The sequence below is a fragment of the Alkalihalobacillus sp. CinArs1 genome (assembly GCF_947387515.1).
Classification (GTDB): Bacteria; Bacillota; Bacilli; order Bacillales; family Guptibacillaceae; genus Guptibacillus.
The window spans coordinates 835,661-850,879 of sequence record NZ_CANDOB010000001.1; the positions used below are offsets into that span (position 1 = coordinate 835,661).

Genomic DNA, 15,219 nt, shown 5'->3' on the forward strand with positions numbered 1-15,219 from the left:
TTGTGTTTGACATTTAATGTGAACACGTCAACAATTAGTTCATAAATAAAATTCAATAACTTTTTAACTCGATTTACTTTTCTATAAAGGAGCGACCTATTTTATGAGTGAATCTATTGAAAGACTAGAAGAAGCCAAAGATAAAGTTATTGGCACGATAGCGGAGACAATGGATTTGTACGGGGTAACACCAGCTGCGGCCAATTTATACGCAACGATGTATTTCAAAGATCAGATGACTCTTGATGAAATGCGAACAGAACTCGGCATGAGCAAACCAAGCATGAGTACGAGCGTTCGAAGACTACAAGAAATTAAGATGGTAAAAAAAACATTCACACGCGGCTCGAGGAAACATACATACGTAGCAGAGAAGAATTTCTTCCGCTCTTTTATGGCATTTTATTGTCAGATGTGGGAACGCGAAGCGAAAATGAATATGGAAGCCATCGAAGAAGCACAAGAAGAATTCATCGAAGTCATCAAAGATTCGAGCAGCACTCCAGAAATCGTTGCAGAAGCAAAATCATACTATGATCAACTAGAAGAATCGAAGACCTACTATCGTTGGTTGGAGAATTTAGTTGAAAGCATTCGAAGCGGGCAAATATTCGAATTCTTACCGAAAGATCCACAAGATTAACGATCAAGAAAAGGTAGCCTATAGCAATGAGCTATAGGCTACCTTTTTTATTGGAATAGAAATTCACTCCTATCATCCATGCTTGATTCCATTCCAGAATATGCGCCATGCATTTTTCAAACGCTCCTCATACTCAACTTCTGAATAATAGAAAAGCTGCTCTAAGCTACCATCAAGTAAACATAAATAAGCATCGATCACTTGATCTTCCTTCGCTCGAATATCTCCTTTCCGCTTCCCCTCTTTAACGATCTCCATTAATACTTCCGTTAAGGCTTTTTCTGATTCGATAAACTGTTCATTGTAGGTATCATTTACTTTTAGCGAAGGGAAGAGCATGAATCTCTTAAATAATAGACCAAGATCTTCATTCTTAAGATAAGCAGAGTTATCTTTCAACAAATAATACAGTTGCTGCTCTGTTGTCATGTTCCTGAACTTCTCAACTCTTTCTTTTAGAAAAAGGCGATAGTCTCTATTTACTTTTTGAAGCATTCCGAGAAAGAGATCTTCTTTGCTATCAAAATGGGCGTATAAAGATGGCTTCTTTATTCCAACACATTGTGCGATTTTCGTTAAAGACGTCCCTTCAAATCCATTTCTAGCAAACAGCGGCAAAGCTGCTTTTTCTATTTTTTCAACCATTGGTGTAGATGACATGTTAGCCACTCCTTGCTTTTTGTCCAAGCATCATTCATACCATACTACATTTCCCCTCTAGCGTAAAAACGGGTGCGCCTGGAATAACGAAGGCTCATTGCAGATTACTCAGACACCGGTTTGACAAAAAAAATCTCTTCCTGTAGCATTTACAATTAATTGCGTTAAGAAAATATTTAACATACTTAATTTTTTGTACAAAAAGGAGTGGAGCGTTACTTAAAAAGTATGAAACTCGTTGTCCTCTTGATTTGATAAGGATTCCGTAGTAACGAGTTAACAAAGTATGAAATGAAACCGTTGTTTTATAAAAATTGCATCATGAAGGAAGAAAGTGTCTTATTGCAGAGATACGCCTGAAAAAGGTTTTAAATTAAAACTATTTCGAGGGGTGATGATATTTTGACTAAACGAAAAGGAAACCTGTTAAAAGCAGGAGTTTTTGTAACAGCCATTGTCATTATGTTTATTTACTTAGGAGCAACAAATTCAGATATCAACTGGGGTTCATTTATTTCGATGCTCGCCTTTTACGGGGTGATCTATTATATTGGGGCCTTTATGGCCAGTAACAAATCCGAGTCAGCATCCGATATGATGGTAGCTAAACGATCGTTACCACTATGGATCTCTATGTTTACGATGGCTGCAACTTGGGTCGGCGGCGGATACATATCAGGAACAGCAGAATCAACGTATTCCTTTGGATTAGCATGGGCCCAGGCCCCCTGGGGGTACGCACTGAGCTTAATTATCGGCGGTATTTTCTACGCTAGAAAAATGCGTCGCTATGAATTCATGACCATGATCGATCCACTCGAACAGCGCTTTGGAAAGAAAGTTGCTGGTGTATTATACATCCCAGCACTTTTAGGAGAAGTCTTTTGGAGTGGTGCGATTCTAACTGCTTTAGGGACTACATTTGGAACGATTCTAGGACTTGACTTCCAAACATCGATTATCCTATCAGCCATTATCGCGATTGCCTACACAGTGGTGGGAGGCATGTGGTCCGTTGCTTTTACGGACGTTTTTCAAATGCTCGCCGTCATGATCGGCTTATTCTTAGTACTACCATTTGCACTATCAGAAGTAGGCGGATTAAGTTCCGTTTGGAGTAATTACCAAACAGACATGGGAAGTTATGCAAGTCTCTTTCCCCCTCTAGACGGCTGGAAGGATCCTGAATGGGGGAACTATTACTGGAACTGGTGGGACTTTGCCCTACTCCTTATTTTCGGAGGGATCCCATGGCAAGTATACTTTCAGCGTGTGCTTTCAGCTAAGACTGAGAAAACAGCTATGTGGCTTTCCATCACAGCAGGGTTTATCTGTATTCTAGCAGCAGTCCCTGCAGTGATCATCGGAGCGATCGGGTTAGATACCGACTGGGCAAGCCTTGGCGTAAATGCACCTGATAATCCAGCGATGATCCTCCCTTATGTGCTGCAATATTTAACGCCTGATATTATTGGAGCAATTGGATTAGGAGCACTCGCAGCTGCCGTTATGTCATCGATGGATTCGTCCATCTTATCAGCGTCTTCCATGGCTGCTTGGAATGTGTATCGACCACTGTTCAAACCAAAAGCTTCAAGTGATCAGCTTAAGAAAATGATCAAACGTTCCATCATCCTTGTTGGAATTGCAGCGACGATCATCGCATTGAATGTGAAAAGTGTTTATGCCTTATGGTATCTTGCTGCTGATCTTGTATACGTTATTCTATTTCCACAGCTCACAACCGCACTGTTCTTTAAAGGAGCAAATAAATATGGGGCAGTTGCAGGTTTAATCGTTTCCTTCGTTTTACGTCTAGGCGGGGGAGAGCCGATCATCGGACTTCCTGTATTCTTGCCATATCCAATGATCGAAGCAGGCACAGTACTCTTTCCATTCCGAACACTCGCAATGGTTTCTGGCTTAGTGACAATTATTGTTGTGTCTAAATTGACTAAAAAAGTTTGTCCACCTAAGCCATTGTTGATGCCGGCAGAGAGAAAGAATGGAAATGAAAAGATTGAGAAGATCGCCTGATTTAGGTTGTACCTAATCAATGAAGCAAAATGGAATAGGTTAAAAGCATAAAATAAAGCACCTCACATAATGAGCCTACTAGCATTAAGTGAGGTGCTTTTTATGTTTGATTCATACTCAAATTACAAACCACCACGTTAAAATGGGAAGTCCCTTACCCTCTCTCTTTTGCTACCTGCGTATCACGAATATTTTTCTGAATCGTTATGGCTGCAAATAAACTAAGAACGAATGACATTCCGTAAAATCCTTTTTCACTTAAGATGATACTTCCAGCGTTATAAAGTCCGATTGCCATCAAAGAGATCGCGATAATTACTGCAAACCAACTTAGTCCATAATAAATGCCCGAGACAGGGATATCTTCTTCCTTGTCTCTAACCGCTTTTTGCAGGGAAACAGCTGCATACAGCCCAAATACCAATACAGCAAAGTAATACCCCTTCTCATTCAGTTCCATCCCAGCATTAAAAAGACCGATTAAATAAGCGGAAACACCGATGACCAAAGCTGCCCAGCTTGCCCCTTTAAAAGCTGCAGTCGGTTCCCCTTCTTTTCTTTCCACCTTCACCTTTGGCTTTTTTTCATCCTTCACTAACGGGTTACCATTTACTTCTGACATTACCCGCCCCCCTTTTTACTATACGTAGGCTATTTTACTATCCTACACCGACTATTATAGCAATATTTTACATTTTAACACTATTATTGTATGAATTTTTTGTTATTTATAAATAAGACGAGTTTATATCCTCTATTTAAATTAATCTTCAAGATTGTGATACTTATCACAGAAGACGGTTTAAGGATTGGCGATAATAAACATGTGATCAGACTATTAAAGTAGGAGCGTGAGAAAAATGTTTATTCAATTTCTAAGAGAAAACAAAGTAGCTTCTGGTATTCTATTGTTCATACGTTTATACCTAGGTTATCAATGGATAACTGCTGGCTGGGGAAAGATCACAGGTGGTTTTGATGCAAATGGCTATCTTCAAGGAGCAGTTGCGAAGGCTACCGGTGAACATCCTGCTGTGCAAGGATGGTGGGCTGCATTCTTAGAAGGGTTTGCGATCCCAAATGTCGAGCTTTTTAATGTACTAGTTGCTTGGGGAGAATTGCTTGTTGGACTTGGCCTAATTCTTGGTACCTTCACAACCCTTGCAGCATTAATGGGAGTTATCATGAATTTTGCCTTCCTATTTAGTGGAACAACAAGCACGAACCCGATGATGGTGATCCTTGGAGTGCTCATCTTAATTGCAGGTTACAATGCTGCTAAGATTGGTCTTGATCGATGGGTAATCCCATTTATTAAACAAGGTTTCTACATGCGTCAGGTTAAGCCTGCGCTTGAGCATAAATAAAGAAGACTGCTGTTAAAAGCAAAATCCAGTTATTAAAAAAGGTGCCGATCATTAGACTTCAATGATCGGCACCTTTCATTCATGTGAGAATTAACTATGAGCTTATATGAATGTCACGTTTTCAATAATTTTGCATTAATTGCAACAATGATCGTACTTAATGACATGAGTACAGCTCCTACAGCTGGACTTAGTACTATACCGATGGGATATAATACCCCTGCTGCGAGTGGAATTGCGATAATATTGTATCCAGCTGCCCACCAGAGGTTTTGAATCATCTTCCTATAAGTCGCTTTCGAGAGATTGATAATTGATACGACATCTTCAGGATTGCTCTTAACAAGCACGATGTCTGCAGTTTCCATCGCAACATCTGTTCCGGCACCGATCGCAATACCAAGGTCTGCATTGGCTAAGGCAGGAGCATCATTCACGCCGTCACCTGTCATCGCCACCTTTAATCCTTTTTCTTTCACTTTCTTGATTTGCTCCGCTTTTTCATGGGGCAATACTTCTGCATATACATCGTTCAATTCTAACTGCTCTGCAACCCAGTTTGCTACTTGCTGGTTATCGCCTGTTAACATCATAGAGGATACGTTTATTTTCTTTAACTGGTGTATGGCATTTTTTGCACTTTCACGAATAATGTCTGCTAAAGCGATCATTGCTTCCAATTTTCCATCAACCAAGACGAAAACCACTGTTTTCCCCTGTTCAGAAAGCTCGGTAAACGTTTCATTTCGATAGTCAATTCCCTCATCATTCATATACCCAGGACTTACGACCATCACTTTCTTACCTTCAACCGTACCTTCTAACCCCTTCCCTGTAATGGATTGAAAATCTTCTACTTCCTTCACTGATAGGCTCCTCTTATTCGTTTCTTCAACGATCCCCCGTGCGATAGGATGTTCAGATTCCATCTCAACGGATGCGGCTAGTTGAATGACTTCATCTTCACTCATGGTTTCAGGGATGACCTCCGTCACACCAAACCTTCCTTCAGTAAGGGTACCAGTCTTATCAAACACGACAGCATCTATTTGTCTCGCACTTTCAAAGCTAGTTCGGTTTCGAATCAGCAGTCCCTGCTTTGCAGATAAAGCTGTGGATCTTGCAACCACTAAGGGTGCAGCTAACCCTAATGCGTGTGGACATGCGATTACCATTACCGTAACCATACGTTCGAGCGCATATACAAAATCATAGCCAAGTAAAAGCCAGACAAACAAAGTTGTAAAACCGGCTCCAAGAGCTAAGTAGAACAGCCACTTTGCAGCCCGGTCAGAGAAATTCTGAGTTTTTGACTTTGATGCTTGTGCGTCCTTCACCATTGTTACAACTTGTGATAGATAGCTATCTTCCCCAGTTTTTTCAACTTTGACTGTTAATGATCCTTCTCCGTTGATCGATGCTCCAATCACACTGTCTTCTTTACTTTTCTCAACAGGAACAGATTCTCCTGTTAACATCGATTCGTCTATAGAGGATTTCCCTTTGATGATTTCTCCATCTACTGGTACTTTCTCACCTGGTTTGATAAGGACGTGATCTCCTTCTTGTAACTCAGTTGTTGGAACATCTTTAATCCCTCCATCTTCTTCGATCCGATGAGCTTCAGAAGGCATGAGCTTGACCAATTCTTCTAACGCTTTCGATGCTCCCATAACCGATTTCATTTCGATCCAATGCCCAAGTAGCATGATATCGATTAGGGTTGCGAGTTCCCAGAAGAAGTTTTTACCGGATAGCCCGAATACTGTGAGTGAACTATATCCGTAAGCAACAACGATCGCAAGAGCAATCAGCGTCATCATTCCAGGGTTTTTTTCTTTCAATTCACTCCATGCCCCTGTTAGAAATGGCCATCCTCCATAAAAAAAGATAAAGGTTGAAAGGGCAAACAAAATGTACAAGTCACCTGTGAACCTCAAATCGATATTTGCAAAGTCTTGCAACATCGGCGATAAAATAAGAACAGGTATCGTAATCACTAACGAAATATAAAATCGTTTTTTGAAATCTTCTACCATATGGGCGTGGTGTGAGGTGTGATCGTGGCCGTGTTCCTCCCCATGGTTATGTCCTGAATGTTCATGTTCTGAATTGCTATGTTTATGTTCATGATTTGAATGCTCCATATGATCCTCCCTCTTATATATAGGTATTATCCTCTCCCTTTTTCTACATACCCAATAATTATCGAGAAATGATCAAGAAAATGCGAAATTAAAAAACTGCCTAGTCAAGGCAGAGTAAAATACTTGAAGAGTTTGTTATGGTTAGTTGCATTTCTCAGTAATCATAGAGATTTTCCTTCCTATAGCATAAGCTGACTTGAAAGCTCCTTAATTACTCCACTTTCCACTTATACCCAACTCCCCATACAGTTTTTAGATGCTCTTCTATTTGAAAGCCGGATTGACGGCACTTCTCTCGAAGGTTTCGGATATGGGAATCAATTGTCCGGCCTTCTGTACTAGACTCGAAGCCCCAAATCATTTGGATAAGGTGGTCTCTACTGAAGACCCGATTTGGGTTTTTCATAAAAAGTCCTAGAAGGTTAAATTCTATTGGAGTCATCGTTATAGTACTCCCTTGATAGGAAACGGTATGAGTATCCTTGTCCCATCTTAATCCTTTAACATCAAGTGTATTTTCATCTCCTTGATGAAACCGTCTGAAAACAGCTTCGATTCTTGCGAGAAGAACTTTTTCATCGAATGGCTTTGTAATATAGTCATCTGCCCCTAGTTTCAGCCCTTTAACGATATCGTTCGATTGATCCCTTGCCGTTAGCATGATGATTGGTACTTTTGAAAAGGCTCGTATCTCTTTACATGTGGACCACCCATCCATTTCAGGCATCATCACATCTAACAACACAAGATCAATCTTATTCTTTTTTAATATATCTAAAGCTTTTAGACCTGAATTTACCTTATACGTCATGTAACCTTTTGGCTTCAAAAATAACTCGATTAACTCTACCATTCGTTCTTCATCATCTACGATTAAAACGCGTTGCATGTTATTCAACTCCTGGAATCACAATTTTGATCTTTGTACCTTTGTTAACCTCGCTCGAAGCTGAGATTGTTCCCTCATGTTTTTCGATAATCTCCTTTGCAATCGCAAGACCCAATCCCGATCCACCGTACTTCCGTGATCGTGATTTATCCACTCGGTATAGGCGATCAAAGATAAATGGGAGATCTTCCTTCGGTATACCTTCTCCCTCATCTATAATCTCTACCTGTAGATCCTTTCTTACTTGATTAGCTTCGATGCGGACACTTTTGCCTTTTTCAGAGTAATGAAGAGCATTATCTAAAAGGTTGAGCAAGACTTGAGTAAATCTTTCAGGATCTAAAGTAATGATGATTTCTTTTTGACATGAGGTAAAAAGATTTATCTCTTTGTTTTCATATGCTGGCATCACTTTTGCTCTCACCTGATTGATAAGGGAGCAGATTTCTACTTTTTGGCGTTCGATTAAGAAACCCTTCTGATCCATTTTCGCCATATCGAATAAGTCTTTAACAAGGTTAGTAAGGTTTCCAGATTCCTCTTTTATAATTGTAAGGTATCGTTTTCTTTCTTCAAGCGTTAGGTTGTCCCGTTTTGCTATATCGGCGTAACCGCTTAAATACGTTAACGGTGTTCGTAGTTCGTGAGAAATACTAGCCAGAAAGTCACTACGCTCGTTCTTTAAACGAAGTAAGTCGTTAGATAATGTTTGAATGGCTTTTGCGAGTTCTCCGAGTTCATCATCACGATCCTCGATCAAATACACATCATGCTCTCCACTACTCATTTTCTGCGTTGCTTCTTTCATATGTATCAAGGGCTTTGTAATAATCCTTGATAGGTAAATGATAGTTATAACGGTTAGAAATAATGCTAACCCTGTAACGATTAGAAATTGGACAGTCAATTTATCACGAATATCTCTTATTCCTTCCGTATTGAGAAACATATATACATACCCTACAGATACTCCATTGATTGTTACTGGAGAAACCGTAGAAACATATGGAGCCTTTCCCCAATCTCCCTCGATTATTCCATCTTTCACTGAGGTGTGATCAACAGATTGAATAATCGATTTTATAGATGGTGTAATCGTATTAGAATGGTCGAGAATGGAATTTGTGGCATCCGTAATGACGACTTGAGTCTCAGCTTCAGATTCCATCAATGTTACATGAGCTCTCGTAGCTTCATCAAAATGCTTTTCTAAAACATCTCGATGACTATTCCCCCGCGCCATCAAGGAATCAGTTTCTACCATCACACGTTGGTTAAGAAAGCCAAAATATAAAACTACAAAGAGTATGCCTTCTAATAAAATAATGCTCGTTAGAAACAAAAAGCCTAATTTTGTAGCTAATTTATTCTTTCGCTTAAATAACATAATGAACCCCTTTACGATTTATCCTACCACTAGTATATCGAGAAAATGTGCATGCCACTTCTATATACCTAATTAGACTTTATTAAAAAAACACAAAAAAAGCTACAGCCCATTATCGTAGCGAATCCGGGCTGTAACTTTCTTGTTTGAAGAGGCTTATTTACGCTGCTAGCTTCTTACATTCTTCTGCGCATTTAAAGCAAGCGTCTGCGCAATCTTGGCAATGCTTATGATCATGCTTCTTACACTCATTCCCACACGCTTCACAAATAGCTGCACAAGCTTGAGCAAGTTCAGCTACAAATGGTGTACCTCTAACTAGTGCTTGTTCAAGGAATCCACAAATATCTGCACATTCTCGATCCATTCGAATACATTCAGCCATCATCTTAACATCATCTTCTTTTAAGCAAGAATCGTAACAGTGGTTACATGCAGTCATACATTCGTGAAGAGTTTCAATGATTGTTCCATATTTTTCGTGTGACATAATCAAATTCCTCCTTAGTATTTGTTTACACTTGGGTATTTTGCCTAAAATAACAAAATTAAAACGTGGTTCTGAAAAAAATTGCCATTTAGTCAAACTTCATGTTTTGTGCACACTTTCTCCATACTTTAAGGTTAATTATATTCGTTACATCTATAAATAAGGAGCTGGAGAAAAAATGTCCATGATGAACAATTCAGAGGAAATTGACAGCATTGGTGCTACTTCAAATGGAAAAAAAGTAAAAATCATCTTACTCCTTGCATTCCCAGCGATTATAGAGAACTTTTTCCAAACGATTCTGGGTTTTGTAGATACTTATTTTGTATCAAAGTTAGGTTTGATCGAAGTATCCGCTGTCGGAGTATCTAATGCCTTACTAGCTATTTACTTTGCTTTATTCATGGCTCTTGGCGTAGCCGCCAACGTATATATCGCGAATTTTATAGGTGCAAATAAAATTGAGAAAGCGAGACACATTGCTCAGCAGGCGATTATTATTGCAGTTGCGTTCGGTATTATAACGGGACTCATCACCTTGTTTTTTGCTGAACCTCTACTTAAACTGATGGGTATAGAGGAAAATGTTCTTGATGCAGGTACTACATACTTTCGTATCGTTGCGATTCCTTCGGTTTTCATGTCATTAATGTTCGTGATCAGTGCAATTTTGAGAGGTGCAGGCGATACGAAATCTCCTATGAAGGTTAGTATCGTTATCAATGGCATCAATGTAGGGTTAGATTACATCTTGATCTTTGGATTTTGGATGATACCCGCGTATGGATTAACTGGTGCTGCAATTGCGACAGTAGTAGCCAGAATGATCGGCGCAATCGGTTTACTATTGTATACACAGAGAGTAAAAATTTTGAAATTCAAAAGACATTATTGGAAACCAGATTTCATTCATTTAAAAGAATTGATGGAATTAGGTAGTCCTGCTGCAGGAGAGCGATTGATTATGCGGGCAGGTCAAATTATTTATTTCGGCTTTGTGGTAGCTCTTGGAACAAATGTTTTTGCAGCACATCAAATTGCAGGAAACATTGAGGTTTTCTCCTATATGATGGGATATGGGTTCGCCACTGCAGCAACAATTCTCGTGGGGCAGCAAATAGGTGCAGGGCGTCTTAAGGAAGCGAAGCAGTTTGCAAAACTTAGTTTGTATCTAGCGATAGGTGTGATGACATTATTCGGTGGAGTTCTATTCTTTGCAGGAGAATGGGCAGGTGCGTTCTTCTCTGATGATCCTAACGTGATAAATAATATTGGTATAGCATTGAAAGTTTCGGGTGTTTTCCAACCATTTCTTGCAGCTGTATTAATTTTAACCGGTGCTTTTCAAGGTGCAAATAACACTAAATTCCCAATGTACTTAACCGGCATCGGAATGTGGGCAATTCGTACATTGTTTGTATATTTACTCGGTATAAAATTAAATATGGGATTGATGGGGGTATGGATTGCGATAGGCCTCGACATCGGATTCAGAGCGATCGTCCTTGCTATTTACTTTAGTCGAGACAAATGGATTATTCAAAAAGTGGAACCTAAAGAAGACCCAGAAGCACATTGCCATCCAAAGACAACCAAAGAAGATTTACCTGCTTGTGTAAATAGTTACTAATGACATAGCCAGTAAATGAGAATTACCTTTACACAAAAAAACTGATCCAGGACTCCTCCTGGATCAGTTTTTTTAAAACCATATTTTAATTAATGGCCTCGACCGGATTCAGAGACGATTTCTAACTTATCATCGATAATGCCCTGTGTTTGAAATGAAACTTCTTGAACAGTACCTATAAGGTAAGCATGATTATAAGGGCCTGTAGTAGGATCATCTTGGAAAGTTGGTTTTATTAAGGCTAAGAAGTTATATAGCTCTTCTGTCAATTCTCCATTTTCTAACCAAAGAAGCGGAGCGTGTTTACCAAGATGTGAGAATGGAGCAGCTGGGATTGCTTGGTCTGAATGTGCACTAGAGATGAGCGAAATCCCTCTACCTGGTTCGCTGCCCCCCCATCCAAAGCCGGTTTGCTCGTCCTTAAATTTTGCGAAAGCTACGGATGTAGAAACAGGGTCATCTCCTGCAATTCGATTTACTTTTCCGAATTCCGTTAGCTGTTCCTCTAACTCCCTACTTAACACCTTCTCAGGCCCTAGAAGATATAAATGAGCGTCATGATTTCGCTTCGCTAATGCTCTCTTTGTTTCATCTGGAATAGAGTCATTTTTAACGTACAAAATCGGTTCTTGCATATGAGCAATCCAATTAGAAGCGATTAATGAATAGTCCTTTGCCTCTTCTTCTTCTGATACGATGATGATACTTTTCGGATATTCGCTATTTGTTATCGTTACATATCGTTCATCAATCTCCGCAGCAAACCCTGCTGAACTAGTAAAAGGAATTTTCTCCACCTTATACTCTTCTAGCTGACTATATACTTTTTCAGGAGCATCTCCAACAACCATAATCTGAGTCTCCTCAACGTTGCCTTTAGGTTTTAATCGATTAACTTCATTTAATACATCGACTGGCAATTCCTTATGATCGTAATACATAACTGGCCCATTATTAGGATGATGTACTAAATCTACGGAGGCAAGTCCGATTTGCCACTTATCGAGCGGTAATAGAATAACGGTCCCAGGTCTATTGTTAGCATGGGTCGATGGCCATATCGTTTGAGAAACTAGTATGGAAGTTGTTACAGGATCATTGCTCGCTAGCCTAGTTACATTTTTAGTATTCAATGTTTGAAGATTCCAGGACGCTAATTCGTTTAACTCTTCTGGAGCGTGTGCAAATTGTTTTTTTTCTTCAACTTTCATGTTAATCCCTCCTATATAAGATTCATAAGAGGGTATCCCCGGTTTATTTGCAGAAACTATGCATTTTGGAATTCAGTTTTTTGATCGACATATGAAGAAGCCTTCCACATATGTAAACCATTGCTTTCTACAAACAACTGATGCCATATCATGTAAACGAGAGTTGTCCAGAGCTTACGGCTATTGTCTTTTCGTCCACTTCGATGTTCTTCAAGGAGCCTAAAGACTTCTGCTTTATTAAATAGATATTCTGTATTACTTTCTGTGATCAGTTGACTTGCCCATGGATAGATTTCGTTCTTAAGCCAATGTCTAATCGGGACAGGGAACCCTAACTTCTTTCTATCTAGAACATGTACGGGAATCACTTCTTTCATAGCCTGGCGTAATAAATATTTTGTCGTGTTATTTGCGATATTATGGGTTGTAGATAATTGAGAAGCGATCTTAAATACTTCTTTATCTAGAAACGGAACCCTTAACTCCAATGAATGAGCCATGGTCATCTTATCAGCTTTAACAAGAATATCGCCTCTCATCCACGTACAGATATCAATATACTGCATCTTCTTCACGAGATCATAATTCTTTGCCTTTTCATAAAATGGCTCTGTAACTTTTCTGTAATCTAGTTTAGAATCATACTGCTTTAATAATCTACTTTTTTCTACTTCTTTAAATATTTTTGCGTTACCAAGGTAACGGTCTTCAAGTGAGGTACAGCCTCTTTCAATAAAGCTTTTCCCTTTTGTGCCCTCAGGAAGCATGTTAGCGAATGAGGTTAAGATTTTTTTCGCTTGACCCGGAAGATGGTTAAAGGCTCTTAGCGATTGAGGCTCTCGATAAATGTTGTAACCTCCAAACAATTCATCCGCCCCCTCACCTGACAGCACAACTTTTACATATTTACTTGCTTCCCTTGCTACGAAATAAAGAGGAATTGCCGCCGGATCAGCAACCGGATCATCCATATGCCAAATAATCCTCGGAAGTTCCCTAATGAAGTCTTCTGGGGTGATTTTATAGTGAATATTTTCTACGCCCAATGCCTCTGCTGTTTCTTTTGCCACATCGATTTCACTATAGCCTTCTCTTTCAAAACCAACTGTGAACGTTTTGATCGAGGGGTTAAATTCTTTTGCGATTGCAACAATACTTGTTGAGTCAATCCCTCCAGAAAGGAAGGCACCTACTGGAACATCACTTCTCATATGAGCCTTAACCGAATGTCGTAAACTCTTCTGAATTTGTTTCATTTGTGTTTGTGACTCTGTAGCAGAAACGTGAAATGCAGGTTCCCAGTACGTTGTTACCTCTAACGGGTGACCTACTTTCTTTTTTATATAGTGACCAGGCTGAACTTTATGAATTTCATCTAACATTGTCTCTGGCTCAGGTACATATTGATAGGAAAAGTAATGATGTAGTGACTCCTTGTTCACCTTATTGTTATAAGGTGTCATTAGTAAACTTTTTTGTTCGGATGCGAAATAAATTTTATCATTTGTTTGCATCATGTATAACGGCTTGATGCCGAATCGATCTCTTGCGCAGAACAGTTCCTTATTCTGTTTGTCCCATATCACAAAAGCAAACATTCCTCGTAAATCCTCTAGGCACTTCTCTTTTTTTTGAGCATATAGAGCAAGTAATACTTCTGTATCTGTATCGGTATTAAACGATAATCCGAGCTGTGTTAACTGTTTTCTAAGCTCAATGTGATTGTAAATTTCGCCATTAAATATAATCCAATAACGTTCATCTTCAAATGATAACGGCTGATGCCCGCTTTCGAGATCAACAATGCTAAGTCTTCTGAACCCAAAGCGAACGTGATTGTCTGTGTAGAAACCTTCATCATCTGGTCCTCGGTGGGTGATGACCCGATTCATGTTCATTAACTTATATTTTTCTATTTCACTAACTTCTTCGTCTTGATCTTGAATATATCCAATAAACCCGCACATCTAGCTGCACTCCTTTAATCAATCGTACTTATACATCTTAAAGATAAGATGTAAATCAGAAGATTTTGTGCAGATACACATACGGTTTTGTTACATTTTTCACAAATTGTGCCCTTTTCTAAAACAAGGTGCGGATACTAGTTTTAGAAAAGCGCTTTGTTGAAAGCTACAAAAAATCACACTCACGACACGAGTGCGATTTAGCTTATGGTTAAGTCTCAAAATTTATAAGGTTAGCCACTCACTTGTAATTTCATTTGAGATAAGTCTACAATCATACCAACTATGAAACAACCATACTACCAAACATACCTGCCTCCTTATGTCCTGGAACTGAACATACAAATTGATAAGTCCCTTTTGGCAATAAAACGTTTTCTATCGCCTCCTCACCTGGTTGAACATGGAGGTGTACAAGCTTACCATTAGAATTTGTAATTTCTAAGTCGTGCTCAATGTTCCCCTCATTCTTCAAAATCAATGTGAATGGTCTTCCCTCTTCAACACGTATAATGGCTGGAGAATACGAAAAATCCGTGGCAATTACTACAGTTGGTCGATTAAATTCAGTGTTATTCTTATGAGCACCTAATGAGCCCTTCTCATGCTCATGTACAGAAACTGAACTTCCCTCCCCTTCGCTTTTAACGTCACCAATTTCAAAATTAAATTGTTCAAAAGTATAAAAAAACAATCCAAACATAGCAACAAGAAGCAAAGGATTTCTCATCACCAATGGCAATTTAATAGCGAGCACATTATATAAAAGATAAATTAGGATGAGCGAAAAG

Annotated in this window: 13 protein-coding genes; 4 read left to right on the forward strand and 9 right to left on the reverse strand. The window is 39.2% G+C overall.

What is annotated here, in order from left to right:
* Nucleotides 1–103 precede the first annotated feature (103 nt).
* Nucleotides 104–643: a choline uptake/conversion transcriptional regulator CudC gene (cudC, locus tag PFZ69_RS04370; protein ID WP_270179795.1), complete on the forward strand. Its 540-nt coding sequence runs from the start codon at nt 104–106 to the stop codon at nt 641–643.
* Between the two features lie 72 nt (nt 644–715).
* On the opposite strand, the gene PFZ69_RS04375 is transcribed toward cudC, so the two are convergent.
* Nucleotides 716–1,303 (reverse strand): TetR/AcrR family transcriptional regulator, encoded by a 588-nt coding sequence (locus tag PFZ69_RS04375; protein WP_270179796.1) that lies wholly within the window; start codon nt 1,301–1,303, stop codon nt 716–718.
* 462 nt (nt 1,304–1,765) lie between these two features.
* Here PFZ69_RS04375 and PFZ69_RS04380 point away from each other — a divergent pair, with 462 nt between their 5' ends.
* Nucleotides 1,766–3,340 (forward strand): sodium:solute symporter family protein, encoded by a 1,575-nt coding sequence (locus PFZ69_RS04380; protein ID WP_270180615.1) that lies wholly within the window; start codon nt 1,766–1,768, stop codon nt 3,338–3,340.
* A 154-nt stretch (nt 3,341–3,494) separates the two neighbouring features.
* Here PFZ69_RS04380 and yiaA read toward each other — a convergent pair whose 3' ends face one another.
* Nucleotides 3,495–3,962, reverse strand: a complete 468-nt coding sequence (gene yiaA / locus PFZ69_RS04385) for an inner membrane protein YiaA (protein WP_270179797.1) — start codon at nt 3,960–3,962, stop codon at nt 3,495–3,497.
* Between the two features lie 238 nt (nt 3,963–4,200).
* Between yiaA and PFZ69_RS04390 the strand changes: the two genes are divergently transcribed.
* The gene (locus tag PFZ69_RS04390; RefSeq protein ID WP_270179798.1) at nt 4,201–4,707 is read left to right on the forward strand and encodes a DoxX family membrane protein; all 507 of its coding nucleotides are present in this window, start codon (nt 4,201–4,203) and stop codon (nt 4,705–4,707) included.
* A 113-nt stretch (nt 4,708–4,820) separates the two neighbouring features.
* Here PFZ69_RS04390 and PFZ69_RS04395 read toward each other — a convergent pair whose 3' ends face one another.
* The 4 genes from PFZ69_RS04395 to PFZ69_RS04410 form a co-directional block, all read right to left on the reverse strand.
* Nucleotides 4,821–6,854, reverse strand: a complete 2,034-nt coding sequence (locus tag PFZ69_RS04395) for a heavy metal translocating P-type ATPase (protein ID WP_270179799.1) — start codon at nt 6,852–6,854, stop codon at nt 4,821–4,823.
* 211 nt (nt 6,855–7,065) lie between these two features.
* Nucleotides 7,066–7,743, reverse strand: a complete 678-nt coding sequence (locus PFZ69_RS04400; protein WP_270179800.1) for a response regulator transcription factor — start codon at nt 7,741–7,743, stop codon at nt 7,066–7,068.
* A 1-nt stretch (nt 7,744) separates the two neighbouring features.
* Nucleotides 7,745–9,130 carry a sensor histidine kinase gene (locus tag PFZ69_RS04405; RefSeq protein WP_270179801.1) on the reverse strand — a complete coding sequence of 462 codons (1,386 nt, stop codon included), beginning with the start codon at nt 9,128–9,130 and terminating at the stop codon, nt 7,745–7,747.
* Between the two features lie 160 nt (nt 9,131–9,290).
* Complete coding sequence (locus PFZ69_RS04410; protein WP_270179802.1) at nt 9,291–9,620, reverse strand: four-helix bundle copper-binding protein; 330 nt, start codon at nt 9,618–9,620, stop codon at nt 9,291–9,293.
* Nucleotides 9,621–9,804: 184 nt separating this feature from the next.
* Here PFZ69_RS04410 and PFZ69_RS04415 point away from each other — a divergent pair, with 184 nt between their 5' ends.
* Nucleotides 9,805–11,250: an MATE family efflux transporter gene (locus PFZ69_RS04415; protein ID WP_270179803.1), complete on the forward strand. Its 1,446-nt coding sequence runs from the start codon at nt 9,805–9,807 to the stop codon at nt 11,248–11,250.
* 89 nt (nt 11,251–11,339) lie between these two features.
* Here PFZ69_RS04415 and PFZ69_RS04420 read toward each other — a convergent pair whose 3' ends face one another.
* The 3 genes from PFZ69_RS04420 to PFZ69_RS04430 form a co-directional block, all read right to left on the reverse strand.
* The gene (locus tag PFZ69_RS04420) at nt 11,340–12,461 is read right to left on the reverse strand and encodes a cell wall-binding repeat-containing protein (RefSeq protein ID WP_270179804.1); all 1,122 of its coding nucleotides are present in this window, start codon (nt 12,459–12,461) and stop codon (nt 11,340–11,342) included.
* A gap of 56 nt (nt 12,462–12,517) precedes the next feature.
* Complete coding sequence (gene asnB, locus PFZ69_RS04425) at nt 12,518–14,428, reverse strand: asparagine synthase (glutamine-hydrolyzing) (RefSeq protein WP_270179805.1); 1,911 nt, start codon at nt 14,426–14,428, stop codon at nt 12,518–12,520.
* A gap of 283 nt (nt 14,429–14,711) precedes the next feature.
* Entirely contained in the window at nt 14,712–15,146 is a 435-nt protein-coding gene (locus tag PFZ69_RS04430) for a cupredoxin domain-containing protein (RefSeq protein WP_270179806.1), read from the reverse strand.
* Nucleotides 15,147–15,219 lie beyond the last annotated feature (73 nt).